The organism is Bacillus sp. SD075, assembly GCF_017355165.1.
Lineage (GTDB): Bacteria > Bacillota > Bacilli > Bacillales > DSM-1321 > Peribacillus.
In genome coordinates this window covers 53,212-79,601 of the sequence record NZ_JADILK010000013.1, presented here as the reverse complement: position 1 = coordinate 79,601, position 26,390 = coordinate 53,212, and the positions used below count along the sequence as shown (strand labels likewise).

Sequence of the window (26,390 nt, the reverse complement as noted above, 5' to 3'; positions counted from 1 at the left end):
TCTAAAAGGAGTGATCACTTTGCAGAAGATTCCGAATATTATGTATATTTATGCGATTTTTGGCGGCTTGGCCGGATTATTATATGGTTTTGATTCCGGTGCCATTTCTCCAGCGATTCCATTCATCACCGAGGAATTTGGATTAAGCCCGTCAGGTCAAGGATTGATTGTAAGTTTCCTGCTATTAGGGGCATTGCCTGCCATCGTCCTCTCCACCTCACTATCCAAGGTGCTTGGAAGGAAATCGCTCCTGATTGGAGCAGGGATCACCTTCATCGCCGGATCGATTGGATGTGCCTTCGCCACAAATGTAAGCGTTTTAATTGCATCGCGGTTCATCCTTGGAATCGGCTGTGGGATAGCCAATATGTGTTCCCTTATTTATTTAGTGGAATTGGCTCCACCTAAAATCAGGGGATTGATCGGTGCTTTATATCAATTAAGTGTAAACGTCGGGATTTTGAGTGCTTACATTGTGGGGGCTTCCTTCTCCGCTAGCGGATCTTGGAGAATCATGCTCGGTATCGGGATCATTCCAGCAGCCATCTTCACATTTGGAATGCTAATCTCACCGGAAAGCCCACGGTGGCTGATGGCTGCAGGAAAGGAAGAGCGTGCAAGGAAAGTCTTGATGAAACTAAGAGGGACGAAGCATGAGGTGGAAGATGAAATAAGTGATATCAATCATTCTCTTAAACAGCAAAGCGTAGGATTCAAACATTTAGTACACCAATATAAAAAAATATTGAATATGAATTTCATCTTAACATTCTTCCAAGTCTTCACGGGAATCAATGCCGTTGTATACTTTGCCCCGATCATTTTCGACGGTGTTGAAATCAACGGATGGAGCGGTTCCAATATAGCAAACTTCGGAATAGGAACGGCCTTGGTGGTTTCAACTGCCATCTCGTTATTCATCGTTGATAAACTAGGCAGAAAAACGCTGCTGATCTACAGTATCGGCGGACAGGTCCTGCCGTTGATCGGATTGGCACTATTTTCGGATTATACGATCCTCAGCATGGTTTGTGTGTTCTTATATGTCTTCGCATTCGGAATCGGCCTTGGCCCTGTCTTTTGGTTATTCATACCGGAAGTGCTGCCATTGCAGGCAAGAGCGATCGGAATGGGCGTCATCACCTTTTTACAATACACATTGAACTTCCTTTTTTCATACACGTTCCCGCCATTGTTAAACGTCATTGGCAATAACGTCTTTCTCATCTATGCGGCCTTATCAGTGGTCGCTTGCGTTTTCATACACTATAAAACCCCTGAAACGAAAGGGAAATCATTGGAGGAAATTGAAGAATACTGGCGTGAACAAGATTTGGAAAAGTCCATTAAACCTGCGTAAGTTTGGCATTCGCAATCGCAATGAGCTGTGAATTCTGTCATAACCTGAAACAAAAAGAGGATAAACCTTTAAAATGATATTGAAGATTGCTGAATAGTTTGATAGAATGAAATAAATGAAAAAGACTATGTGCAACTGGCGAAACACGGATAACCGTGAGGGAACACATAGTGTCGTAGCCGTTCGCCTGGGCAGAGGTAAGGGAGTTTATCCCTTGCCTCTTTCTGTATATTAACAGATAGTGAAGGTTTAAAGGATGCAGATTTTCATGGGCTTAAAAATCTTGGCAGTATTTTGAAATTTCAAAACTATCATAATCAAAAGAGGAGCAAACAAAATGAGTACAATACTTTTAGAAAAAGTCAAAACGATCAAAGCGTTAAATAATATTGCCGAAAGTGGGCTAAATGTATTCAACAAAGGCGATTTTAAAGTTGATAATGACAGTGAAAACCCTGATGCGATCGTTCTTCGCAGCTTCAACATGCATACTATGGAATTCGGCGATCAGTTAAAAGCAATCGCAAGGGCAGGGGCAGGAGTCAATAATATTCCGGTCGACAAATGCACTGAGCAAGGAATTGTCGTTTTCAATACACCTGGAGCTAACGCAAACGCTGTAAAAGAAATGGTGCTAACGTCATTAATGGCTTCATCTCGTAATCTTTTTGCCGGTGTGGCCTGGACAAAGACGCTGGAAGGCGAAGGAGAGCAAATTCCAAAGCTTGTAGAAGCAGGAAAGAAACAATTCGTTGGTAAAGAAATCAAGGGGAAAACTCTTGGCGTAATCGGTTTGGGAGCGATCGGTGCACTTGTAGCGAATGATGCCCTGGATCTGGACATGGACGTCATTGGATTTGACCCGTTCATCTCTGTTGATACAGCTTGGAACTTGTCCCGCAATGTACAACGCGCCATGACGATTGAGGAATTGTTCGCAGAATCTGATTATATTACAGTACACGTTCCATTAACTGACGACACAAGAGGAATGTTTAACCAAGAAACATTCAGCATCATGAAGCCGGGCGTACATATCTTGAATTTCTCACGCGGCGAGCTAGTGAATGAAAATGATATGCAAGCTGCACTTGAAAGCGGAAAAGTAGGCAAGTTCATTACAGACTTCCCGAATGAAAACGTGTTGAAAATGAAAAATGTCGTTCCCATTCCGCATCTTGGTGCCTCTACACTAGAATCAGAGGAAAACTGTGCCATCATGGCAGCTCGTCAGTTGAAGACCTTTTTAGAAACAGGGAACATCAAGAACTCTGTGAATTTCCCGAATACTTCCATTCCTTATACAGGAAACCGCCGTGTGGCAACTTTCCACGAAAACGTTCCGAACATGGTTGGGCAAATCACACTGGCTGTATCTGGCTTTAACCTGAACATCGCTGACATGGTTAACAGAAGCCGTGGAGGATATGCCTATACGATCATTGATATTGACGGTGAAGTAAACGGCGATATCATTCCTGGATTGGAAGAAAAAATCAAACAAATCGAAGGCATCGTTACAACTCGTATTATCTGATTGGAACCGGAAGAAAGATGATAAATAATGAAAGCCTCAAATCCTTTAAGGAGTTGGGGCTTTTTTAGGCTTTATTAATGATTTTGAACAAAAAAAGCCACTTAATGTGTGCTCAACGGACTCACGCGTTTAGAACCTAGGGATTACAAGGAACTCAGCCTGGTACGGTTAGATCGAAATTCTCCAAGAAAAAAATATGTCATCGTTCCATCTCCGTTTTTTCTTCATAATGTACAAACAACATCAAGTAGATTGCGAATAGTAGATGCAAATAAAGTGGAGTATCCTTATCGTTTTGAATGACAACAAATATGTAAATTCCATATAGCAAAATCGGAATGGTTAAAAGGATTCTGTGCTTAGTCATACGTCATCCCCCCATTTATACTCAAATTTTAATGCATCAAGCATTTGAGCCACTTGAAAATCCTTTTCTGCTATTACGTTTATTAAGCTTGTACTATTTTTTCTCCTTCGGACATCTGATAATGGTAAAGTCATTGTCGTTACTGTCGGTTTCATCATTTCACTCTCCTAATCTACCGAATATTCTGTAAATTTAGTATGAAGTACAGGGGGAATCCTGTCAATCTATATTCCATCTGTACTCATTTTGAGGGAATGGATTCAAAAGTTATCTATCATTTTACCTATCTCATCATATGTATCTGCCTAGTAAGATAGGTAAAATGGTAGCTTTCTTTATTTTAGGAGGCCCCCCACAGGGGAGGCATTGCGGTCAGCTGAACGCCGGTGAACCAGGGAGCAACTTGTAATGGAGTCGCTGGTGTGCTTATTCTTTATGAATCTGAGTTACATCGAAATGTATTAATATGAGGGAAAACTTAATTAAAACAAAGGAAAAGATGATGTATCAAAAAAGTAATCCCAAAATTCTCAACCAATCTATCAGTTCAATATGACCTTTGTTAATTTCCTCTAAGTAAAAGAATCGTCCCGATGAAATACAGAGACGATCCCTATGTTAAACACCTTTTCTACAAGTGGATTACCCTATATTGTTCTTCCCAAAAAATTCTGATGCCGATGAAGGATATTCGATGTTAAAAAAGCTCCAACTGGAGGTAACTGCTCGGAATAGGCATTACCACTAACAGGATATTCATTCAGAGCTATATCGGTAGTGGCAATCCACGATCCAGACTCACCTGCTTGTAGAGAGGGAGGTTTCATAAGAAAACGTCCTTGTAGTATGAAATGTCGAATCCTAATCTGGAGATCATCAATTATGGTTAAGTTGCCAGAGAAAGTGGCATAAGGTGAATCAAATGCGATTTGTTTGGTGCTTTCATTCCAAAATCCATTAATCGGGATGGGTACACCACGAAAATTAACAGTACCAACAACCCTATTATCTATAATGGAGCTTATGGTAAGTGTACCCCAAATAATCGTTCTGCCGGCTATTGAAGAGTGGATACCCCATACAGATGGGAATGGAAAGCTAACTGAAGCAGTTCCTTGTGAAGTTACCAATGCTATGTCCTCCCTTAAAGGTGGTTTATGTTCTGAGGAAGCTCCCTTGTTTAAGGGAACAATCCATCCAGTATATGCAGCACGAGCAGAATAATCGAATAAGCGAAGGGGAAGAATTACATCCCTTCCTGTAATGTATTCCTTTCGATCCATAAAATATCCAAAAATGAACGTGGTAAACAAACATAAATAAAAATTCCGGTCTTCAATTGAAAACCGGAATTTCAAATAAATGAATTAATGATGATGTTCATGACTTTCTTGTTTTTGGCTCCCTTTTTGCAAGAATTTCAATTCACTTTTAGACAGTTTTCCTACGATAAACTGTTTTTGAGGCATAATGATTGAACCATCGTTACTCGCATGTACTTTTATATAATATAGGCCATCACTATCAAAGTTTTTTCTTAAAGTATAAGTACCGTTTCCTTCTTCCACAGTTTGTTCCATACTATATGTGAGTGAGCCATCTTGTTTCCATATCTCAAAATGAACAAAATCTGCGTTTTCAACCTTTTTACCACCTTGAGTAAGAACAGCTTTCATGGTCTCCTGCGTATTAGCTGAAAAGGATGCTGGTATAATTATTTCCGCTTCAAGTGGTGTTTCTTCTTTGTATAGAGTAGTGACATCCTTTTCAAGTGAACACATATTTAACAATAGGTTGAAAATGAGGATTAAAGAAATACAGATATATTTTGTCACGGCAAAAGCCACCCTTTACATTTCGAATTATGCATTCAAAAACTTCTTTACTACAGATATTCTTTTAATCATTAACCAGTCAATTAGCCAAACAACAATAAGGGACGAACCAACCAAAGGAAACAAAATCCCTAGACCTATTAACAGAAATAGAAAGAATTTCATGTTCTTTATAGGAGGGGCTTTTGGTGCACCTAATCCTTTTTTCGGTTTTCGCTTCCACCATAAAGAAAAACCACTAAATGCAACAAGCATAATTCCTAAACAAATAAGAAGGCTAATCATTTGGTTAATCACACCAAATTGAGTCCCTTTATGCAAGGTAATTCCCCAAGCCACTATTTTTCCTATTAAACCGTAATGATCATAACGATAATCAGCTAGAACAGCACCGGAATATTGATCAATATGGATAGTCGCTTCATCTTGTGCTTGCGGTGGAAATGCTGACAATGTATAAACGCCATCCGGTTCTTGTGGAATGTTAATGCTATAACTTGGATGCATACCCTCGCGATTCGCTATCGTGACTACATCATCCATGGAAAGTGGGATAAAACCCTGAATATCTGAGATTGGTACATCTAAATTTTCTGCTGCCCAAGGAACATCGGCAATGTCTTTTGTTTTAATTAAGGATGTTGGAGCACTTCCAATCCAAATGGAAGGAGGATACCCAAATCCGGAATGGGTAGCTACTGATTGAAAATTACTTCCCCAAAAACCTGACCAAGGCAGACCTGTCATAATTAAAAATAACATTCCTCCTGATATCCAAAATGCAGGTACTGCATGTAAATCTCTTCTGAAAGTGTTCTTACCTTTATTTATTCTTGGAAAAAGAACACCAGAAAGATTTAGCTTATTTTTGGGATACCATAAATAAAGTCCAGAGACAATTAACACAAGTGCCCAACATGCAGCTAACTCTACCATTCTATCTCCCAAGGTGCCAGCCATCAGTTCACCATGAATTTCCTCGATCTTATTCATAATTCTGTCTTCATCATTTAACTCTCCAATGGATTTACCTGTATAAGGGTCTATAAAAATGGTAAGAGATTCATTATTAGTAGTAATGCTTATTTCGCTTGAACGGGAGGGGTTTTCTCCAGGATGATATTTTGTCACCACTGCATCAGGGTATAGCTTCTTCACTTTCTCAATCTGCTGGGATGCTGGTAATTCATCTCCTTGCGGTGTTACCTCTTGGTAGTCTTGATAAAGCACTTGTTCAATCTGTGTCTTAAATAAATAGATTGAGCCAGTAACTGCCAAAATGATAAGAAAGGGTGCAAAAATAATTCCAGCGTAAAAATGCCATCTCCATATGGTTCTATACAGAGAGGTGTTTGGTTGTTTAGTTTCCATTTATACAGGACCTCCAAGCAATGCTATTAAACTCACCTATAATAGATGATAAAAAACAAATGTGAGAAAAATATGAAATTTATTTTAATAAAGGAAGTTTGTATTTGTTAAAGATATGGTCATATCGAAGAAGAACACCTTTAACAAAGGAGTGAACTAGTTGAGCAAGTAGTAGAGTAGGAAGGAATGGAGGGAAATGAGGGAAGTGCGGCGAAAGTAAACTATAGAAATGGTTGCGTTATGGAGAGCATCAAGATCACAATTTGAACCAATCAGATGAAACTGCAAAAGAGCTTGATGGATGCTGTTAAGAAAATCAGCTTGAAAAAAGAAATTGTAATAGATCGTAAAAAAACATGAGGGAGTGACGGATATGCACAAAAGAGATTGTTCCAAAATGAAATGTCAGTGTTTCATCGTACCTAACTACATTCTTGAGAATTTGGCACAAAATGAAGTGGAAGAAGCACGGATCAGTTTAGCGAAAAGCCGTCAAATGCACAGGCGCAGAATTTTGAAAGAATACGATATTGACGGTGTTATCGCTTTAACGGATGCAGGATCTGGACGTCAAGGTGAGTCTGCCCGCCATGTTTACGATTGTAAAGGAGGAACGAAACTCCGGGAGAATGAGGCTAGGAAAGAAGGAGATCGGTCTAGTGCAGATCCTGTTGTTAACGCTGCATTTGATTATAGCGGAGTTGTGCGTGACTACTTCAAGAATGTCTTGCACCGTAACTCAATTGATAACCAAGGCCTTGACCTCATTCTGAACGTTCATTATGGCAATAAATTCACGAATGCCTATTGGGATGGTGATGAAATGGTATTTGGTGACGGCGATGGGGTCATCTTTAGCAATTTTGCCAATTCACTCGATGTAATTGGGCATGAACTTACACATGGGGTTACGCAGTTCACAAGTGGATTGGAGTATGAAGGTCAGTCCGGGGCTTTGAACGAACATCTTTCAGATGTTTTTGGAGTTGCCATAAAACAATTTCACCTAAAGCAAACTGCAGGAGATGCCGATTGGCTAATCGGTGCTGATATAATGGGGCCAACACTGAAAGGGCAGGCACTCCGCTCGATGAAAGCACCAGGTACTGCATATGACAATAAGTTAATGGGTAAAGATATTCAGCCGGATCATATGAAGAACTTCTATAAAGGAGAACGCGATAATCATGGTGTCCATATCAATAGCGGCATACCAAACAAGGCCTTTTATCTAGTATCCATGGAAATCGGAACGGATGAAGCGGCTTTGATCTGGTTCCATGCGATGCAGAATTTATTTGCAACGGCAAATTTCAATCAATTCGTGCAAATTGTCATCAAAGCAGCGCAAAAACTTGTTGATAGCGGTGAAGTTACGAAAACAGCCATTGAGACAATAAAAAATGCTTTTAAAGCGGTTGGACTGCCTGAGTAGTCATATTACATGAATAGGAGGCTTCATCTATCATGCATATCAAATTTAGCTGCATAGGGGGATTTGCCAACCTCGACTTGGATTTCCAGATGGATACGGATGAATTGCCGAAGGAGAAGCATGAGGAATTACAGAACTTAATGAAGACAGCTGACCTTCCTAATGCTATCCAAAGTAAAATGGTAAAGGGGCAAGGGTTCGACTCGTTTTCATACCAGCTGGATATAGCCGATGAAAAGAAGAAGCAGTCTTTCTCATTTACTGACGTAACAGCTCCAGAGGAAGTACGGCCTTTATTGGATTATTTACGGAATTTAGCAATTGAAATAAAGATGGCAGAATAACCACGTCAAAAAAAGTCTATCATCCAGATAGACTTTTTTGACGTGGTCTTAAAACTTCACAAAAATGTCATTTCATTTCACTTTTATATGGTTATTGGCTGTTTGTTCTCTAAATGGACACAAAATAAAAAGAAAATGGCGATCAAGAGTAGCAGATTTGAAAAGGAAATTGGAAAGTATAGCCCTTTGATGGAATTTTGTAAAGAGTAAGCCAATCAAAGAGGTAATGCAGACACAAAAGGGAACGAATTTGGAAAGAGTAAAAACTAGCTCGGTTTTACAAAAAAAGCATTAAATAGGATAATGGTCGCAGAGAGGTGAAGTGAATGACATATCAAGAAATGAAAGTGACGATAGCCGGAAACAGTTTTACCCAATTCGGGAAAAGAATATTAATCTCGCAGATTCAATTCTCGACACTGGAGGCGATATTCGAGGTCGATGAGGCCGTCCAAAGAAAACTGGATCTCAATCGAAGGACTGAAATCAGGGAGTTCATCATCGACTCTGTATCGGAAGGGGACTTTTACTTTTCCCCATTCATCTTCTCGAGCAGGGGGGCGATTAAAGAAGTGCCCGTTGGCGGGGAACTGACGCCGGGAAGTAAAATATACATACTTGACGGTCAGCATAGGACCTATGCCCTCATTTCAGCCATCAGTCACGTAAGGGCGCGGAAGGAAACGGAAGAAGAGATCGGTAACTTTTCCAAAGCGGCAAAGCTCCAAAATCAAATCGATAAGTTAAAGACCTACCCCGTCACCATTCAAATCTACTTAAACCTGGAAACGCATGAAGAAAGACAGCTATTCAATGATATTAATACGAAGCGAAAAGAGCCGCATAACGGTTTGGTGATGAAGTATGATCAACGCGATGAATATGCAGAACTGACACGGAACATTGCCAGAATATTAGAAAGTAAAATGGAGATAGAAGCCGCCCTTTCGAGGATTAACGTGAGCTGTACGGCGTTAACTACGCTGACGATCATGAGGCGCTGCCTTATCGCTTTATTTGAAGGAAACGTCACCGCGAAAACGGGTAAAGCCAATTATGGTGATGCGACCAAGGCCGAAATCATCCACATCGCAACCGGGTTTTTCGAGTCATGGCTGAAGATCTTTCCGAAGAAGATGACAGACCGGACTACATTCACAACTGGTTACTCCGGCATTCAAATAGCCCTTGCCCAAACGATCCACCAACTCCACAAACATCACGAAATCCCCTATGAAGATGCCATCGATCATATGCTGCATTTGAAGAAAGCCTGCACTTGGAAGCATGATGATACACTGTTTTTACACATCTACGACCCCTTGAAAAACAGAGTCAAAAACCATTCGACGACGAACGCCATCCAGAAAACGGCTCTCGCGTTCAAACGAACAATAGAACAAGAAGGAGGGTGGCTGCATGGTTCTAAGTGAATTGGACCGGAAAAGAAGGACGATGGTTTCCTACTCAATCATCGAACTGGTCCATATGTACCGCAATGGTCAAATCGCCACCAGGGAAATCAACCAGCTGCGGGTCCGGTCGATCAAGAACTATCTTTTGGACAATGCAGTAACGAAAAATATTTACCTACCGCCACTTGTTGCGAACAGCCGGGAAGGAACTGGGATAACCCCTAATGGAAAACCCATCGAACTATCGATTATCGATGGAACCCAACGAATAGCGGCGTTCGCGCAATTGGAGAACAGCATCCTTAAAGCGTTAAAGAAGGATGAAGAAAAAGTGAAACAAGCATACGAACTGGATTCACTCATGAAGGACAGCTCGATTGCGCTCCAAGTATTTGAAGGGCTTACACAAGCGGAAGAATCCCAGCTCTATCTGGATCTTAATCTAAAAGGCAAGAAAGTGGCCCTTTCCAAACGTATTTCATTTGACTCGCGAAACAAACTCAACGTCATTACCAATCAGGTGCTCCATACCCATCAATCGTTAAAATCAGCCGGTGTCGAACTTGAAAAGCGGTCCATCAATCGTCCAGCCAATAAAAATCTGCTATCGCTGTCGCAATTGAGGCAGGTCATCGGCATCTTCATGACTGGGAAGGCACACGTGAACATTGAAGAGAAAGTATCATATAATCCGCTTTCGAACAGTGAATACATCACACTCATTCATCTGTATTTTAATGAACTGTTTGACTTATACCCTGCACAATTGATGGGAGATTACACAAAATGCATGCTAGCCAGTTATCCGCTTTTCGTTGCCGTGGCCCTTTATGCCAATGACAAAATGGAAAACCAGCATATCGAACAAAGAAAACAGCTGATTTCAACGAGAATGTCAAAATTGAATGAGGTGGACTGGAGCCCTGATAATCCCATTTGGAAGGAGTTTAAAGGAGTATACAAAGGGCGGCCGCCCTTATTTTACCTAAGCAAAGATAAATGCAATATCGAAGAGCTAGTACGCTGGCTGGATAGCTGTTGAGGAGGTGAGGGGAAATGTGATGGTGAAAACAGTAAAAAACCCCTAGGTGAGGACGTCCGTCAGACAATCACCTAAGGGCTTGCGAGCAGGAGTATACCTGCCTCTATGTCCAGTATACTCCATAAAAAGGAATAGGGAAATGGGGAGTGAATGGAAGGATGATACGAAAAAACTATTTATTGAATATGGAAACGGTAGGAATGCTGGAGCGTTACGATGCCAATGGTGTGGAGATGACTACGGTAGTGGAAGGAGACGACACATTCCATGTTGCCCAAACGCGCCAGGAAATCCTGAATAACACGTTAAACCACTTTGGGTTGGATCTGGATGGTGGACTTGCAGCAGCCAAATCCGTGCTTGGAGGTAAATACAGACTGCCCGTATGCATAAACGCCCAGCTGGGAATGGTCTGGTTCTCTTCACGCTCATTCCGAAAAAGAGGGGGAGTCTGGTTTTCCTACATCCACATTCGTGAGTTAGAGAGAATGAACGAAAAAGAAACGCTTGTCCACACAAACTACGGACATTGCCTTCCTGCATCATTAAGCAAGAATCAGCTCGCTTTCAAAAGGGACCAAGCATCCTATCTTCATACGACCTTTCATGAACGCTCATTAGGCAAAAAGACCTTTTATTACGAACCGGGAAGCGGAATCACCTTTTGTAAAGAACCGGGAGAGGTCCATTACAGGGTGAAAGGTAAGGGAAAATAAAATCAATGAGAGGAAGACTGCCGAATTGGCGGTCTTTTCTTAGGAGTTGATAAAGTGAGAGCAGGCTTTATTTAAGAAAACTCTAGCTATAGAAAGATAGTTATTGTAAATAATGAAATGATATATTATGATTAGTAAATAGTTAATATTTAGGAAATGGAGTGCGTATTTTGAAACGATTATTTGCTGTTTTACTATCTTTTGGACTAGTATTGGGTCTCTCGTTTGGCGCAAATGATGTTGCCAGTGCCAAAACGAAGGTGAAGACATATAAAAACTGTACAGCATTGAATAAAGACTACAAAGGAGGCGTAGCTCGTACATCTTCCGTTAAAAATAAAGGAGGAAAAACGAAATACAAACCTTACGTTTCAAAGGCGCTATATGATGCCAATAAAAAAAGCGATCGTGACAAAGACTTGATCGCCTGTGAAAAATAAGGAGTAATCTAAGAGACCTTTTAAAAGAAAGGTCTCTTTTTTTGTGCTGTTTTCGTAAAGGTTATTGCTCCCTAATCTATAGAAAATTGCATCATTATTTTACAGGCAAGAAAATACAAGGAAACTTAAAATATTATGATTGACTTACATTTTAATTTGTCTTACAATTTCAATGTAAATAGTCAAAACATTCAATCAAATGGGAGGAGAGCTTTTTAAGAGCTGATTCACTTCAACATGAAGCATGACAACATACTGCAGCGTAAACTTTATGTCAATCCTGGAAATGACATAAAGCTTTGTCATAATTTCAAGTTCTGGATGTCTAGAGTTATCTAAGTATTTTTGCTAAGTAAAAATGAAAGCGAATACATACTCTTTTGAATGGAGTGAATAGCTTGAAAAATCAATCAAATCTTGCTGAATCCACTGTGATTGTTCCTGAGATCGAAAGTAAGAAACCAAATTTCTTCACGAAGTTTAAAACCGCCTATGGTCCTGGGATTCTTGCCGTGTTAACGTGGCTTGGAGCCGGAGATCTGGTGACTTCTTCTGTTGCCGGTGCAGATTATGGATATAGTTTAATGTGGATTTTAGCCCTGTCATTAATCCTTCGTTTTCTTATCGTTAATATTATTGCTCGGTTTCAGCTTTGTAACACCGAGGGATTAACCATTCTTGAAGGCTATGGGCGTATTCATCCATTTTTCGGTTATTTTATGTTTGGTTATGCATTAATCATGGGTCATCTTTTTAATGCCTATATGATTAAGGGCGCGGGGGAGGTATTATCGACCCTATTCCATGTTAATCAGCCATTCTTAGCTTCGATGGTAGTTGTAGGATTAGTGTTTATGCTTATTGGCAGGAATATTTATAATAGAATTGAAAGTGTAATGAAAGTGCTATTGGCATTATTGACAATTGCCTTCTTGTTCCTAGCCATTCAAGCAACACCGGATGTGGGGCAAATCATTAAAGGAACGGTTGGTTTTAGCATCCCAAGTGATACTGGCGTTCATGGGGCATTATTGGTGGCGATTTCAATTATCGGTGCAGTGGCAGGATCCATTTCGAACTTTGTCCATCCATATTTCATGAGAGAAAAGGGATGGACGAAACCGAGTCATGTAAAGGTTCAAAGAAATGATTTATTGTTTGCCATCGGAGTTTGCATTGTGATCAATTTGGCCATTTGGGTTGTTGGAGCGGAAATTTTAAAACCGAATGGAATTCATGTGGAAACGATTGATGACTTGGCGATGGCATTACAAATGTCGTTAGGGCAATTTGGTTGGTACATTTTTTATCTTGGGGTATTTGGCGTATTATTCGCGAGTATAGTAGGAAAGTCAACTGGTTTTCCAAGATTGATAGTAGATGCCTTTTACGTAATAAATAAAGGCCGACGCGAAAAGTACAATGGTAAATATGAAAAAGATCCCATGTATAAATGGATTATGATTTTTGTATTAGTTACGCCAATCATTTGGTCGATTCCCGGCATGCCTGGTTTCATTGCCTTGACAATTGGCGTAAATGCAATAAACATAATCGGTTTTCCGATTATCGCAATTGGGATGCTGGTGCTATCAAATCAAAAAAGCTTGATGGGGAAATATAAAAATAACTGGTTCGAAAATATTGTTTTAACTTTGGCGTCCATTTTAGCGGTTTGGTCAGCAGTTCAATTAGCTACTACCTTTATTTAAAATAATGGTAGATTATAGATAGAGGTATTTCAAAACATAAAGGTTATGTCGACATTCGATCCCGATGGGGTCTACTTTATTGGAAGTGAGGTATCAGTGATGAAACCGAAAGTAATCATCTATAAGAAAGTGGATCAAGAAGTATTGGATTATATTCAAGAGGCTTGTGATGTCGTTTATTTTGAGGGTCTTGACTCACAAAATTATTCTGAATTTCTCCAAGAGCTGAAGAACGCACAAGGTATATTAGGTTCAGGATTAAAGGTGGATAAAACTTTACTGGATCAAGCACCGCAATTAAAAATCGTTTGTAATTCATCGGTTGGTTACGACAATTTGGATGTAACGGAGCTGTCCAATCGAGGAATCCTGGCTACGAACACTCCTGAGGTATTGAACGAGACAGTAGCCGATACGGTTATGGGGTTGATGCTGTCCACAGCGAGAAGAATGCCTGAGTTGGACCTAATGGTTAAATCAGGGCAATGGACATCGAATATCGGAGAAAAATCGTTTGGCGTGGACGTCCATCATAAAGTATTAGGCATTATCGGAATGGGCGGAATAGGATCTGCCATTTCAAAAAGGGCCCGTTTTGGATTCGATATGAACATCTTATATCACAACAGATCTAGAAACGAAGACGCAGAACAAAAGTATGGAGCTGCATACTGTTCTTTGGAAGATCTGTTAAAGCAATCTGATTTTGTCTGCTTGATGACACCGCTAACTCCCCAAACTGAAAACATGATGGGGGAAAAAGAATTCAAACTCATGAAAGAGACAGCCATTTTCATCAATTGTTCAAGAGGGAAAACAGTGGATGAAGAAGCCTTGATCGCGGCGCTTGAAACTGGTGAAATTCATGCAGCAGGACTGGATGTTTTTGTACAGGAACCCGTCCAGGAAGACAATCCACTGCTTTCCATGAAGAATGTCGTCACTTTGCCTCATATCGGTTCCGCAACATATGAAACCCGCCGGAAAATGGCGATGCTGGCCGCAACCAACCTTGTAGCAGGATTACAGGGGGAAACTCCGCCTACCTTGATTAAAGCTGGTGTAAAGGTAAATTGATTTAGATGGCATTTATAAATCACGATGGATAGCCTTATTTGTGGCTATCCATTTTTTAATTCTGGATTATTCAATATCTTTACTCATCCTGCAAAGCGAAAAAGCCCTCTATGAAGGAGGGCTTCGTTTGTCGACAAACTCGATAATTGATTTTGCCGCCAGTTTTATTGAGGGTTTGTAAAATTCGAACATTCTTGGAACCTAGGGCACTTGCTTTCCGCGGGCGGTCCGCCCTTGGCGCTCTTAGTGGTCAAGCGTTCAGGCTTTTATCATGTGAATAGTCATAAAAATGGCCAGTCAAGCTACTTGCTCAACTGGCTAATGGCTTTAAATGTTCAATTAGAGTTTAAAACGACGATTTATTATGGTAACTGATGTGAAATATACATTGATATAATTCAGAGATTATGATAAATTAGTATAGAAACACATTTATAAATTAATCAAAACAGTTTACCCCTTACTATAAGTGTAAGGTAAAACCCACCTCTAGTCAACCCCTAATTTCTCATTTTTTAAAGGAGTGTCTGATATGAACAATGAAATTCGGCAGGAGCAAGAACGTTTGGATGAGGTGATGAAAACCATTACGAAGCAAATCAGCAAAATCGAAGGAGAAACTTCCCTGCGTAGGAAAGAAGTTGTTAATATCCGTAAGCACTTTTGGGATGACCTCAAAGTTAATATGGATACTTTCGATGATTACCTCGAGACGATCATTGGCTTAAGGCAGCAGGCTCAAGACTTGTCAGTCAGCGAAGGCGCACATAGATATGCTTTCAAGAGGCTGTCAACACTGCGCCGCATGCAGGAAGTACCTTATTTCGGCCGGATTGATTTAACTGAAGAAGGGTCTTCCCTTACGGAACATATTTATATTGGGACCTCCACTCTTGCTGATACAACAGGAGAAAACTTCATTGTCTACGATTGGAGGGCTCCGATTTCGAGTGTCTATTATGACTTTCCTCCCGGCCCAGTAGAATATTCCACTCCCGGAGGCATAATTCGGGGGATGCTGGAGAAAAAGTGGCAATATATCATCAAGGGAGGGGTTATCGAATCAATGTTCGATACGAGTCTCACCATTGGAGATGAGATACTGCAGCAGGTGCTTGGTAAGGGAACGGATAAGCATATGCACAGTATTGTGTCCACCATTCAACGGGAGCAAAATAGGATCATCCGGAACGATCGCGGGCGTCTGCTCATTGTTCAAGGAGCCGCTGGCAGTGGTAAGACATCAGCTGCCCTCCAACGGATCGCTTACTTGCTCTACAAGTATCGAGATAGGCTAAAAGCCAATCAAATCATTCTATTCTCTCCTAACTCAATGTTTAATAACTACGTATCCAATGTACTACCCGAACTTGGCGAAGAGAATATGCAACAGGTAACATTCCAGGAATATTTGGACCATCGTCTGGCTGACTCATTTCAAGTTGAAGACCCCTATGAGCAACTGGAATTTTTATTGACTGCAGCGGATGATCCTTCCTATAGCACTCGGACAGCGAGTATCCGATTTAAGGCTTCAATTCGCTTCTTTGAGATGATCAAAGCATACAGTAAAACACTGGAATTATCCGGATTGATATTTAAAGGGTTAAGGTTTCGAGGGGAAACGCTCGTCACGGCCCAACAAATCTCAGAAAGATTTTATAACACAGACACCACACTAACTTTTCACAATAGGATTGAAAAGTTGAAAGAGTGGTTATGTGATTTACTTGATGAAAGGGAAAAGGTGGAGTTGAAAAAACCTTGGGTCCAGGAGGAAATCGAGTATCTTAGCAAAGAAGACTATCAAAAGGTATACACCTACTTAGAGAAAAAACGCGGCCTTACTGAAGATTCCTTTGACGATTATGAGAAAGAGAATAAAATGCTCGCACGTATGATCGTTCGTAAGAAATTGAAGACGTTACGCAAACGGATAAAAGCATTTCATTTTATCGACATTAAGGGCATATACAAGCAACTTTTTGACGATCAAACACGGATCGATCTGCGGAACGAGGGTAAAACACCTGTAGAAAGGGAAATTTGCTTATCAACGCAAAAAATGCTGAACGATGGTAAACTGCATTACGAAGACGCGACTCCATTTTTACTATTAAAGGAGCTAATTCTAGGGTTTCAGACGAATACTTCTATTAAATACGTGCTTGTGGATGAAGCGCAAGATTATTCTCCATTTCAATTCGAGTTTTTGAAACGGTTGTTTCCGTCAGCAAGGATGACCGTGCTCGGTGACTTTAACCAGGCAATATTCGCTCATGCCAGTGAACGGGTGGATTTCGAGACGCTTACCAGTTTATACGGACTAAGTGAAACCGAGAGTATAACGTTGGCTCAAAGCTACAGATCCACAAAACAGATTATAGAATTTACACGTGAACTAGTTCCTGAAGGCCATCGAATTAAGGCATTCGACCGTGAAGGCGAGAAGCCTGTACTGACTGAGGTGCCTAGCCGTGATAAATTGCACGGCGAAATCGTGTCTAAAGTCAAGGACTTTCAAAGTCGTGAGTATAATACAATCGCAATAATATGTAAATCCGCTGCCGAAAGTGCCGCTGCTTACGATGCCCTTAGTATCATCGGTGATATTAAACTCGTACAGAAAGGCACAAGTGAATATGAACAGGGTGTTGTTGTCATTCCTGCATATTTGGCCAAAGGCATCGAATTTGATGCTGTCATCATTTATGATGCATCTGTGCAAACATATGGTGATGAAAGCTTACGAAGATTGTTCTATACCGCATGTACCAGGGCTATGCATGACTTACAGATATATACGGTTGGCGAACCCAGTCCTTTCTTGCTCAACGATGCAACGGAGCGTTTGCTTCTGACCTTGGAATAACAAAGGGAAACCCAAAATATAGAAAACTGCTTGTTGAAACCTGTGTAGACCTAGTTCTATGCAGGTTTTTTTATTGGGGTAATCTTTATAAGTTACTGATTGGAGGGAGACTTTCTACAAATTTCACTATACATGGATGAATCAATTCAAAATAATGTAAAAATAGATTGACTCATTCATTAAACTGATATATCATATCTCATATATAAAACATCATGCGTTACACTTATATGTAAGCGCTTTCTATAAAATGAAAGGAGGGATACATTCTAAACCAATATTAATAGTGAGAAACAATGAATCTTTTTGTCTTCCATCTTTTAAGGACCAATAAATTGTTAATTCAACATGGTCTGTATTTTTTTTGAACTTCCAGGAGGAAACCCAGTCGCGTGAGTTGAATGTAAATGCTTTTCATAATTGAATAATTTGAAAAACATTATAATTGGGGGATGGGAGAATGGAGATCCAAAAAGAACTTGATATCCAATCGAATAAAACTTTTTTACAAAAGGTATGGAATAGTGTAAAGGAATATGGACCGGGAATTATTATGATCCTTACCATGATGGGAGCGGGTGACCTTATCACTGCATCTGTATCTGGTGCAAGCTTTGGTTATAATTTAATGTGGCTTCTTGTATTATCTCTATTAATCCGGTTTGTCATTTGTAATATTATGGGGCGGTACCAGATATACAATAATCAAGGAATGACTATTTTAGAAGGGTATGCACGCCTCCATAAATTTTTCCCTTTCTTCTTTGGGATCGCCTCCCTGGTAATAGGGCATTTAATAATAGCGCAAATGATAAAAGGTTCAGGAATAGCCCTCAATTGGATGTTTGGAATTGGCAGCGATTTCATTTGGTCAATTATTGTCGTTTTAATTAGCTTGTTCATTGCGGGAAGTAATGCTTATAAAAAATTAGAGCTGGTCATGAAAGGTTTATTGGCCGTTTTAACCATATGTTTTATAGGATTGGCCGTATATAGTGGACCGGATGTTGGGAGTATTCTTAAGGGGACGGTTGGCTTTGGTCTACCAGAGGATACAGGTGCATATTCCGTTATTCTTGTAGGTGTTTCATTGGTGGGCGCAGTAGCAGGTTCTCTTACTAATCTGATTTATCCTTACTTTTTACAGGATAAAGGCTGGACGAAGCCAGTTCATAAACGAATTCAACGTAATGATTTACTATTCGGATTTATTGCGGCCATTACCCTTACTTTAGCTATATGGATAGTTGGAGCTGAAATCCTTCGTCCAAATCAAATCCAAATCAAGGACATAGATGATATTTCCCGTGCTCTATCCATATACATGGGCGATCTAGGATCCTGGGTTTTTTACTTAGGTGTTTTTGCAATCCTTTATAGCAGTGTTATTGGAACAGCGAATGGCTATGCAAAGGTGATTACGGATTGCTATTATAAGGTGACTAATAAGGTATTGACAAAAGAACAGAAAATAGAGGGAGACACCAAATTTAAGTGGATTAGTTTATTTCTCTTAATTTCACCAATTATCTGGTCTATCCCTGGGTCTACTGGATTTGTGGCCCTGACTCTTTTTACGAATGCACTGAATATAGTAGGTTTACCAGCGATCGCGGTGGGCCTTCTAATTATTTCTAATCAGAAAAAATATTTGGGCAAACATACGAACAACTGGTTTGAAAACATTATGTTAGTTGGGACGACATTATTAGCGATTTGGGGATCCTACCAACTCCTCTTAAGCTTCATCTCCTAATTTGCTAAAAATAAATTTATGTCATCGTGCAAAGGTGCGCATAACATCAGGAATTAATTGTTAATCTATTTTAACCAAATGCTATAATAGGTTTAACAATGTTCAGAAGGAGATAAATAGAATGAGCGACGATGTTATAACAAGGATAAGTATGCAATCACGGTCTGTTCGGGAGTTGATTTATGAAGAGCTTAAAGAAGCAATATTGAACAAAAAGTATGAGCCTGGAACTCACCTAAGAGAGAGGGAACTAGCCAAAGAGTTTAATGTTAGCACTACTCCGGTCAAAGAGGCTTTGAGACAGCTTGAAAAAGATGGATTAGTTGTAACCCAAGCCAGAAAGGGTTCATTTGTTTCCGAAAGTTTCATGAGCTCAGTGGAGGAAATAAGATGGGCACGGGCAGCACTGGAGGGAGTTGCGGCACGGTTGGCTGCAAAGAAAAGAACTAAAGAAGAATTAGAAAAGCTTGAGTCTATCCTAAAAGAGATGGAAACTTACACAAAGGAAAAAAATAGCGAAATGCTGAAAAAGTATAATAGTGAATTCCATGATTTCATCCAAAAAACGGCGAAGAATACTTATATCTCCAATCAAATAGAAGCAGTATGTTCCTTTGACAAGTTTTTTAGGGAGAAAGCATTGTCTCATAAGGAGGAACACGAACGGGCTTTTAATGACCATTATTTCATTTTTGAGAAGATAAAATTGCAGGATGAGGTAGGTGCAGAGGATGCCATGCGCAATCACATTAACCGTTCTACAACTTTTACCTTAAACAAAAACAGCAGCAAGTAAGATCTCCCTAATTTTTGAAGAAAAAGGCATCTTAGAATTTTGCGCCATCTCTCTCTTTTTTATGTTATTTGAAGATGGCGTTTTTGTTAGAAAGCGAGTCCGGTTATCCATAGTATGAAGGATTGAACGAATTCTGAATGTTATTGGCATTGGGAAAACTCTGTACCATTTTATGATATATCATATATCATATATCAGATATCATTTGAGTAATTAATAAAAGATTTATGTACTAACGACATCTAAATAAATCATTATAAAATCCAAAGGGGAGATGGGTTTTGTGTTTAACAACAAATTGAAATCTTCGTTCAATAAAGATCAACAGGAAACGGTATTTGGAATTTTTATTGGTTTTCCAAGTACGCAAATGGTTGAAATGGCCGGATATAACGGATTTGACGTTGTTGTCATTGATAATGAGCATGGGATGCTTTCGGCTGAAAATATCGAGCATATGGTAATTGCATCAGAAAATGCAGGAGTGACACCTTTGGTTCGAGTTGGCTCAAGCAATCCTAGTGAGATTCTAAAAGCGATGGATAGAGGAGCACATGGGGTCCACGTTCCCCAGGTTGATGAGAAGGAACAGGCTGAAAAAATCGTTGAGGCAGTGAAATATCCTCCAAGGGGGAAAAGGGGAGCAGCATTTTCAATGAGGGCAGCTAAGTATGGCACAGTACCGATTCATGAATATTTGGAACACGCTAATGAACAAAGCTTAGTTTGCATTCATATTGAATCTGGAGAATCAATGAAAAACCTTGAGGAGATTTTAAGTGTTGAAGGAATTGATATGGTTTATATCGGTCCTACTGATTTATCAGTCTCCTTAGGTTTTGGGGGCCGGATTGATCATCAAGTAGTATTAAAAAGTATTGATAGAATTTACGAAACTGCCAGAAAGTATGGAGTGAGAGTTGGGATACATTCAAAAGATAAAGCTGGTGCGATAAGCCGAAAAGAATGGGGTGCAGATTATGTAGGACTTACAGTAACATCTCTGATTAACCAGTCTTTTAAGGATTATATAAAAGATGCAAAAGGCGAAACAGCTTTAGAATCATAATAAAATAGGGGAGAGGAAATCCATGAGTTATTCAACTTTCAGTGAAAAACTTTCGACTATTACCGCAATTAATATTGTACCGTTTGAAAAGGAAACAAAAGCGATTAATTGGAAAGGCTTGGAGGAGAATATACAATTTTTGCTCCAACATGGAAGCGAAGTAATTGTGCCAAATGGGAACACTGGTGAGTTCTATGCTTTAACCCTGGAGGAAGCAAAAGACATAACAAAAGAGGTTGTCCGCCTGGTAGATGGAAGGGCGACTGTTGTAGCAGGTGTCGGTTACGCTGCGGAGATTGCGATAGAGCTAGGAAAAGAAGCTCAAAAAGCCGGTGCTGATTGCGTTATGATCCATCAACCGATTCACCCATACATTACAGAAAAAGGTGCAGTAGAATATTTCAAAAAAATAATTGATGCACTGGATATACCTTCTATAATCTATTTCAAAGATCCAAATCTGAGTGATAATGTCCTAAAAGAATTATCATCTTTGGAGAAACTTGTTGGAGTTAAATACGCAATTAATGATTTACCGAGATTTACAAAAGTTGTTTCCGATATACCTAAAAAGCATAATCTAGCTTGGATTTGCGGTACAGCAGAAAAGTGGGCGCCATTTTTCTTTCATGCTGGAGCGGTAGGATTTACTTCCGGACTGGTGAATCTTTATCCGGAAAAATCATTTGAATTGTTAGCAGCACTGCGTGAAGACAACAAGGAAATAGTGTGGAAAGCCTGGCACGAGATATTGCCATTTGAGGATCTTAGAGCAAAATATAACAACGGTAATAATGTCGTGGTGATTAAAGAAGCTATGGAACAATTGGGTCTGACTGCTGGTGTAACTAGGGAACCCGTTGCTCCTTTAGGTGAGTCGGACAAAAAAGAAATAAACAACATTCTTAAATCATGGAATTTACCTTTTGAAAGTGTACATCTTTAATAGTGGCATTCTGGTGGATGTAGCTTAAACTCAATTGTTCTTCTTTATTAATTTGCCTGCCTTGTTGACTAGTTCACCGAAAGAAGCGACCTCCATTTTAATTTACAACAGTTCGGACATAATATACTTGGAGGTGAAGAAAATGAGTAAAAAGACAGCAGGAAGAGGCCAAATCGCACCAAGTGTTAACCCGCAAGGACATGGAAAAGATGTCGAATTCTCCTCAGAGCCCAAAAGCGAGCTTGAAAACAAAGCAAAAAAGTCCAATACAAAATAGGTGTATCGGACAAAAATATGGTCATACTTCGTAAAGAAAGCCCTTCTCTTATAGAGAGGGGCTTTCATAATCAATAAGAATCATCTTATTGATTATGGAGAAAAATCCTATCCTAAGTCCACGATTTTTGTCGATGAATCATATGTTTTTGGAGCAGCGGAATGTGAAAGAATAGAAGGGTGGAGCTGCCGTTAAAAAAGTACCAAATACATTTGTCGCTGTGCTAATATGAAAGACTGAGCTTAATAAAATGGAGAGGAGTTACAAATGAAAATAAATCGATTAATAGCGAACAATATAAATCATTTAGATTCATCACTGCCAGACGACCAATCATTGGGGATTGCTGGATTATCCGGTTCCGGGAAAACGACTTTTTGCCAAACCATTGGGGAAGAATCCAAGAAGCGTCTTGTTTCCTTATTGCCCAAGTCTGAATATCAGTATTTATTTCCTAATATTATGGAAACCAATTTCAGCGCCATCAAGATGGAAGAAATGCCGCTGGTCCTTTTTCTAGGCAAATCATCCATTTCAGCCAATCCCCGTTCAACCATTGGCACACATACGGGTGTGTTTAAAGAGATTCGTGTTTGTCTTGCAGAAACATTCAATCTTTCTCCGGAAGTTTTTTCATTTAATAATGCCTTAGGCTGGTGCCCCGCTTGTAAAGGTCGCGGTACGACTAAAAATGTAGAATGTCCAAAGTGTGAGGGGAAGCGCTACAATCAAGAAGTTGAGCAGTATACCATTGAATTATTAGATCGCCCGCATACTATTTCCGATATCAACAACTTAAGCATTGAAACGATCCTTTCACTGGCAGAGACATTACATATTAGTGAAGCTAAACAGCATATTCTCCAAAATATAATCAATATGAATATTGGTTATTTAGGCTTAAACCGTATTATGGGGACAGTATCAGGTGGGGAATTAACACGGCTTTACTTGGCCGAATTCATGTCGACAAGTGAAAATACCGTGATCATCATTGATGAAATCTCCGTCGGTCTTGATCATCAAACCCTTCTGAAGATTTTAGAACAGATTAAACAATTAGGTTATAAGAATCAAATTTGGCTCATTGATCACTCAGACACGGTATTAGATAGCACAGATGAACAATTGTTCTTTGGACCTGGCAGCGGGAAATATGGCGGGAAAATTGTTGAGGAATCACCACGTCCCAAACCAATCATCTGGGAAAGAAATGAAGCAACGCCAACGGAATACTATCAATTTCAGGATCTTTACTGCCGTAATATTCAAATGGAAGAAATTCGGATTCCTAAGAATAGGCTCGTTACCTTTACGGGTGAATCAGGCTGCGGTAAATCTACACTTGTCAATGAATGTATCTCTAAAGATTTTCAGAAGCGGTATCCAAAAGATAAACTGGTCATGGTCGGGCAGGACCGAAACAAATCGATTACCAGTCGATCAACCGTTGCGACGTTTCTTGATATTAAAAAGAAACTCACCAAATACACGGATGAAATTGATGATATTTTCCAACGTTCGATTGAAGATATCATCGAAGAATTGCCAAATGAGGACATCGCTCATAAACGCTTGAGCTTATTGATCAAACTTGGGCTTGGTTATTTGACGTTAGAAAGAAAAACACAAACACTATCGACGGGTGAATTTCAATGCGTCCACTTAGTTTCCGAGCTTTTTGCGAAGACAAGAAACCCACACACGCTGTTCATTTTTGACGAGCCTTCAAAAGGGTTATCGCAAAATATTTTAAACCAATTCATCGATAGTGTCAGGGGCATCCTGGAGGATGAATCGGTCTCCATCATCATGATTGAACATAATGGTTACATGCTGGAAAGCTCGGATTACATCGTTGATTTTGGTAAACGACTGCTAACACCTGTCCAGCATCTCGACGTTGTCAGTCATGATGATCATTATCGTCACAAAGACAGTGACGATGGAGTGGAGCCATTGCAAATCTCTTCCACACTTCGGTCAAAAAATGGCATCAATTATGTACAGGAAAATCATCTGGGGTATTTTAATAAGGCAGAGAACGTCTATAAGGGCGGCATTTTAAAAAGCTTATCACCAATCGCTCGTGTAATTTATGGTGAATACGAGTCAGACACGATCGCACCTGTGATCGCCATCGATCTTGAACGGCACTTGTACAGTCAATATACGTTTCTTTATGAATTAGGCGGAATGATCAATCATCTAGTGGCTGCCAATCCAACCAATAAAGATACAAGAAGCTTCGATTTCTATTCGGCAGAAAATCATTGTCCAAGCTGTTCGGGCCGCAGGGTCATTGAAAAATTTGATTTTGATGTCGTCATTCAAGACAAAAACGTGCCATTCTGGGATGGCTTATTACATCCGGACGTGATGGAAGTACTAAAGTTTTATCAACATTCAAAACTGCAATTCCTGTTTGATGAGATCAAGAATGAACTCGGTCACGACATTAGTAAAAGCTATAATGAGATGACAGATGAGGAAAAGCAGACCTTCTTATATGGGTATTGGGAAAAGTCCTTTTACGATAAGGCAGGCAAGGCATCAAGAACATGGGAAGGATTCAATTTCATCATTGGGCGTTATATGTTCATATCGAAATCGATCATTAAAGAGCAGATGAAAGCATCAAAAGAGATGATCGCCTGTCCTATCTGTCAAGGGACGGTCCTGAACCATCATAAAAAACTGACATTTGCTGATACAGACATTCGTGAGATCATCCAACAGCCGATTGATCAAGTCATCAAAATTGTAGGGAAGCTGCCCGAGCTGGAAAAACTAAAAGCGATTGTGGGCGGCGATATCGCACTTACAGATGATGTCTCATTCCTTCCTCGGGAAACAAAAGCTGCATTGAAAATGCTCGAACTGGAACTGGCAAGCTTCGTCGGGTATGAAGTGGTTTTACAGAATGCCCTGCCATTCTGGGACAGCATAAAAGGCAATATCGATGCAATCAGCCGCAAAAATCAGATCACCATCTGTGACTTTGCCAATATTAACGAAACAAGGGAAACCATTATTGATAAATATTTCACCAATGGCAAATACAAAAAACTAACCTATGTCTATGAAGCATTTGGCTACAAAAAAATCGTTACCCAAATCAATAAAATTAAGGCAAGTCATAAATGCCCATTCTGTAATGGGAAGAAAGTCATTTCAGAAGATAACATCCATGACGGTGTGTATAAATTAACGATACCCTGTGTGAGCTGCCATGCAAGTGGCATTGATGATGAAGGCCGTAAAGCAATCGTCGAGGACATCGATGTGCAGACCTGGCTGATAGGAAAAGTAAAAGATGCCGTGGTCGAAAGCGAACGTACCGAGGCCGTTGCCGATATCCCCATTTTCGCCCGGATTCGTGAACTGAACAAACGAGACATGATGGCAGTCCATCAATGCCTTGAACAGAAAAAAAAAATTTAACATCACGCTATTGAAAAAAGGAGGCTGGGACATACTTAAATAAACCAACCTCAAAGAAGGATCATTCTACGTTATTCTACCTATTAAACATCATGCTGCTTTCGTATATGTTGTTTTTATTCATCCATTCAAGCTGTAAGAACAAGTTCGTATCATTGCGCTACAGACACTCGCTTTCCTCTATTTCCCTTAGTAGTCGATGGTCTTCCGCTCCATTACACTAGATTTTTAAAAATAGGATGCAAAAAGCAACAAAATCTATGGAAAAGAACAAATAAAGACCCGATCTCGCCGTAAATTCCGCTTATAGATCGGGTTTATCGTTGACTAAAATACTTATGTCCCAGCCTCTTCTGTTTGTATACAAAAGGGGTTCTATCTAAATTATTGAACCAAGACCCTAGATTATCCTTCATGTTTTTTTAGGTATCCTCATTGGGTTGAAGAAATTTGCGACCGTCCTGCCGAAATGCTGGCTAGCCGAGACCCCGCAGCCGCTTGCTTTGATGCGGCTTGGCAGACAGTCGGCGGAAAGGGAGCGGATTTCTGAAATCAACTAGAACTTCTTTTATATAAAAA

Annotated in this window: 22 protein-coding genes and 1 riboswitch; of the genes, 17 read left to right on the top strand and 5 right to left on the bottom strand. The window is 39.9% G+C overall.

Going from position 1 to position 26,390, the window contains the following annotated elements:
* The first annotated feature begins 19 nt into the window (after positions 1–19).
* Complete coding sequence (locus tag IOC57_RS12030; protein ID WP_207438943.1) at positions 20–1,360, top strand: sugar porter family MFS transporter; 1,341 nt, start codon at positions 20–22, stop codon at positions 1,358–1,360.
* 121 nt (positions 1,361–1,481) lie between these two features.
* Positions 1,482–1,560, top strand: a riboswitch (ZMP/ZTP riboswitch).
* Positions 1,561–1,697: 137 nt separating this feature from the next.
* Positions 1,698–2,897, top strand: coding sequence for a phosphoglycerate dehydrogenase (locus tag IOC57_RS12025; protein ID WP_207438942.1), 1,200 nt, complete (start codon positions 1,698–1,700; stop codon positions 2,895–2,897).
* 199 nt (positions 2,898–3,096) lie between these two features.
* Here IOC57_RS12025 and IOC57_RS12020 read toward each other — a convergent pair whose 3' ends face one another.
* The 5 genes from IOC57_RS12020 to IOC57_RS12000 form a co-directional block, all read right to left on the bottom strand.
* Positions 3,097–3,264, bottom strand: coding sequence for a hypothetical protein (locus IOC57_RS12020; RefSeq protein WP_207438941.1), 168 nt, complete (start codon positions 3,262–3,264; stop codon positions 3,097–3,099).
* Entirely contained in the window at positions 3,261–3,419 is a 159-nt protein-coding gene (locus IOC57_RS12015; RefSeq protein WP_207438940.1) for a hypothetical protein, read from the bottom strand. The genes IOC57_RS12020 and IOC57_RS12015 overlap by 4 nt, the downstream gene beginning before the upstream one ends.
* Positions 3,420–3,911: 492 nt before the next feature.
* On the bottom strand, positions 3,912–4,394 hold the full coding sequence (locus tag IOC57_RS12010; RefSeq protein WP_207438939.1) for a hypothetical protein: 483 nt from the start codon (positions 4,392–4,394) through the stop codon (positions 3,912–3,914).
* 237 nt (positions 4,395–4,631) lie between these two features.
* Positions 4,632–5,099: a FixH family protein gene (locus IOC57_RS12005; RefSeq protein ID WP_309487698.1), complete on the bottom strand. Its 468-nt coding sequence runs from the start codon at positions 5,097–5,099 to the stop codon at positions 4,632–4,634.
* A gap of 27 nt (positions 5,100–5,126) precedes the next feature.
* Complete coding sequence (locus IOC57_RS12000) at positions 5,127–6,470, bottom strand: PepSY-associated TM helix domain-containing protein (protein ID WP_207438938.1); 1,344 nt, start codon at positions 6,468–6,470, stop codon at positions 5,127–5,129.
* 373 nt (positions 6,471–6,843) lie between these two features.
* Between IOC57_RS12000 and IOC57_RS11995 the strand changes: the two genes are divergently transcribed.
* The 15 genes from IOC57_RS11995 (at position 6,844) to IOC57_RS11925 (ending at position 25,811) form a co-directional block, all read left to right on the top strand.
* On the top strand, positions 6,844–7,905 hold the full coding sequence (locus IOC57_RS11995; protein ID WP_207438937.1) for a M4 family metallopeptidase: 1,062 nt from the start codon (positions 6,844–6,846) through the stop codon (positions 7,903–7,905).
* 32 nt (positions 7,906–7,937) lie between these two features.
* On the top strand, positions 7,938–8,249 hold the full coding sequence (locus IOC57_RS11990; protein ID WP_207438936.1) for a protealysin inhibitor emfourin: 312 nt from the start codon (positions 7,938–7,940) through the stop codon (positions 8,247–8,249).
* A gap of 326 nt (positions 8,250–8,575) precedes the next feature.
* Positions 8,576–9,682 (top strand): DNA sulfur modification protein DndB, encoded by a 1,107-nt coding sequence (locus IOC57_RS11985; RefSeq protein WP_207438935.1) that lies wholly within the window; start codon positions 8,576–8,578, stop codon positions 9,680–9,682.
* Positions 9,669–10,706 carry a DNA sulfur modification protein DndB gene (locus tag IOC57_RS11980; protein WP_207438934.1) on the top strand — a complete coding sequence of 346 codons (1,038 nt, stop codon included), beginning with the start codon at positions 9,669–9,671 and terminating at the stop codon, positions 10,704–10,706. Before IOC57_RS11985 ends, IOC57_RS11980 begins: the two co-directional genes overlap by 14 nt.
* A 158-nt stretch (positions 10,707–10,864) precedes the next feature.
* Entirely contained in the window at positions 10,865–11,422 is a 558-nt protein-coding gene (locus tag IOC57_RS11975; protein WP_207438933.1) for a competence protein ComK, read from the top strand.
* Positions 11,423–11,592: 170 nt separating this feature from the next.
* The gene (locus IOC57_RS11970; RefSeq protein ID WP_207438932.1) at positions 11,593–11,862 is read left to right on the top strand and encodes an excalibur calcium-binding domain-containing protein; all 270 of its coding nucleotides are present in this window, start codon (positions 11,593–11,595) and stop codon (positions 11,860–11,862) included.
* A 398-nt stretch (positions 11,863–12,260) separates the two neighbouring features.
* Complete coding sequence (locus tag IOC57_RS11965) at positions 12,261–13,574, top strand: Nramp family divalent metal transporter (protein WP_207438931.1); 1,314 nt, start codon at positions 12,261–12,263, stop codon at positions 13,572–13,574.
* Positions 13,575–13,673: 99 nt separating this feature from the next.
* The gene (locus IOC57_RS11960; protein ID WP_207438930.1) at positions 13,674–14,651 is read left to right on the top strand and encodes a 2-hydroxyacid dehydrogenase; all 978 of its coding nucleotides are present in this window, start codon (positions 13,674–13,676) and stop codon (positions 14,649–14,651) included.
* Between the two features lie 532 nt (positions 14,652–15,183).
* A complete protein-coding gene (gene helD, locus IOC57_RS11955; protein WP_207438929.1) occupies positions 15,184–17,523 on the top strand; it encodes an RNA polymerase recycling motor HelD in 2,340 nt (779 codons plus the stop codon).
* Positions 17,524–17,983: 460 nt separating this feature from the next.
* Complete coding sequence (locus tag IOC57_RS11950) at positions 17,984–19,279, top strand: Nramp family divalent metal transporter (RefSeq protein WP_207438928.1); 1,296 nt, start codon at positions 17,984–17,986, stop codon at positions 19,277–19,279.
* 121 nt (positions 19,280–19,400) lie between these two features.
* The gene (locus IOC57_RS11945; protein ID WP_207438927.1) at positions 19,401–20,075 is read left to right on the top strand and encodes a GntR family transcriptional regulator; all 675 of its coding nucleotides are present in this window, start codon (positions 19,401–19,403) and stop codon (positions 20,073–20,075) included.
* 283 nt (positions 20,076–20,358) lie between these two features.
* Entirely contained in the window at positions 20,359–21,144 is a 786-nt protein-coding gene (locus tag IOC57_RS11940; RefSeq protein ID WP_207438926.1) for an HpcH/HpaI aldolase family protein, read from the top strand.
* A gap of 22 nt (positions 21,145–21,166) precedes the next feature.
* Positions 21,167–22,090 (top strand): dihydrodipicolinate synthase family protein, encoded by a 924-nt coding sequence (locus IOC57_RS11935; protein ID WP_207438925.1) that lies wholly within the window; start codon positions 21,167–21,169, stop codon positions 22,088–22,090.
* A 142-nt stretch (positions 22,091–22,232) separates the two neighbouring features.
* A complete protein-coding gene (gene sspL, locus IOC57_RS11930) occupies positions 22,233–22,367 on the top strand; it encodes a small, acid-soluble spore protein L (RefSeq protein WP_207438924.1) in 135 nt (44 codons plus the stop codon).
* Between the two features lie 267 nt (positions 22,368–22,634).
* Complete coding sequence (locus tag IOC57_RS11925) at positions 22,635–25,811, top strand: ATP-binding cassette domain-containing protein (protein ID WP_207438923.1); 3,177 nt, start codon at positions 22,635–22,637, stop codon at positions 25,809–25,811.
* Positions 25,812–26,390 lie beyond the last annotated feature (579 nt).

Excerpts from the sequence above, each read along its gene's own strand:
- IOC57_RS12025 (WP_207438942.1), top strand. The coding sequence starts at position 1,698 with ATGAGTACAATACTTTTAGAAAAAGTCAAAACGATCAAAGCGTTAAAT.
- IOC57_RS12020 (WP_207438941.1), bottom strand. The coding sequence starts at position 3,264 with ATGACTAAGCACAGAATCCTTTTAACCATTCCGATTTTGCTATATGGA.
- IOC57_RS12015 (WP_207438940.1), bottom strand. The coding sequence starts at position 3,419 with ATGAAACCGACAGTAACGACAATGACTTTACCATTATCAGATGTCCGA.
- IOC57_RS12000 (WP_207438938.1), bottom strand. The coding sequence starts at position 6,470 with ATGGAAACTAAACAACCAAACACCTCTCTGTATAGAACCATATGGAGA.
- IOC57_RS11995 (WP_207438937.1), top strand. The coding sequence starts at position 6,844 with ATGCACAAAAGAGATTGTTCCAAAATGAAATGTCAGTGTTTCATCGTA.
- IOC57_RS11990 (WP_207438936.1), top strand. The coding sequence starts at position 7,938 with ATGCATATCAAATTTAGCTGCATAGGGGGATTTGCCAACCTCGACTTG.
- IOC57_RS11985 (WP_207438935.1), top strand. The coding sequence starts at position 8,576 with ATGACATATCAAGAAATGAAAGTGACGATAGCCGGAAACAGTTTTACC.
- IOC57_RS11980 (WP_207438934.1), top strand. The coding sequence starts at position 9,669 with ATGGTTCTAAGTGAATTGGACCGGAAAAGAAGGACGATGGTTTCCTAC.
- IOC57_RS11975 (WP_207438933.1), top strand. The coding sequence starts at position 10,865 with ATGATACGAAAAAACTATTTATTGAATATGGAAACGGTAGGAATGCTG.
- IOC57_RS11960 (WP_207438930.1), top strand. The coding sequence starts at position 13,674 with ATGAAACCGAAAGTAATCATCTATAAGAAAGTGGATCAAGAAGTATTG.
- helD (WP_207438929.1), top strand. The coding sequence starts at position 15,184 with ATGAACAATGAAATTCGGCAGGAGCAAGAACGTTTGGATGAGGTGATG.
- IOC57_RS11950 (WP_207438928.1), top strand. The coding sequence starts at position 17,984 with ATGGAGATCCAAAAAGAACTTGATATCCAATCGAATAAAACTTTTTTA.
- IOC57_RS11945 (WP_207438927.1), top strand. The coding sequence starts at position 19,401 with ATGAGCGACGATGTTATAACAAGGATAAGTATGCAATCACGGTCTGTT.
- IOC57_RS11935 (WP_207438925.1), top strand. The coding sequence starts at position 21,167 with ATGAGTTATTCAACTTTCAGTGAAAAACTTTCGACTATTACCGCAATT.
- sspL (WP_207438924.1), top strand. The coding sequence starts at position 22,233 with ATGAGTAAAAAGACAGCAGGAAGAGGCCAAATCGCACCAAGTGTTAAC.
- IOC57_RS11925 (WP_207438923.1), top strand. The coding sequence starts at position 22,635 with ATGAAAATAAATCGATTAATAGCGAACAATATAAATCATTTAGATTCA.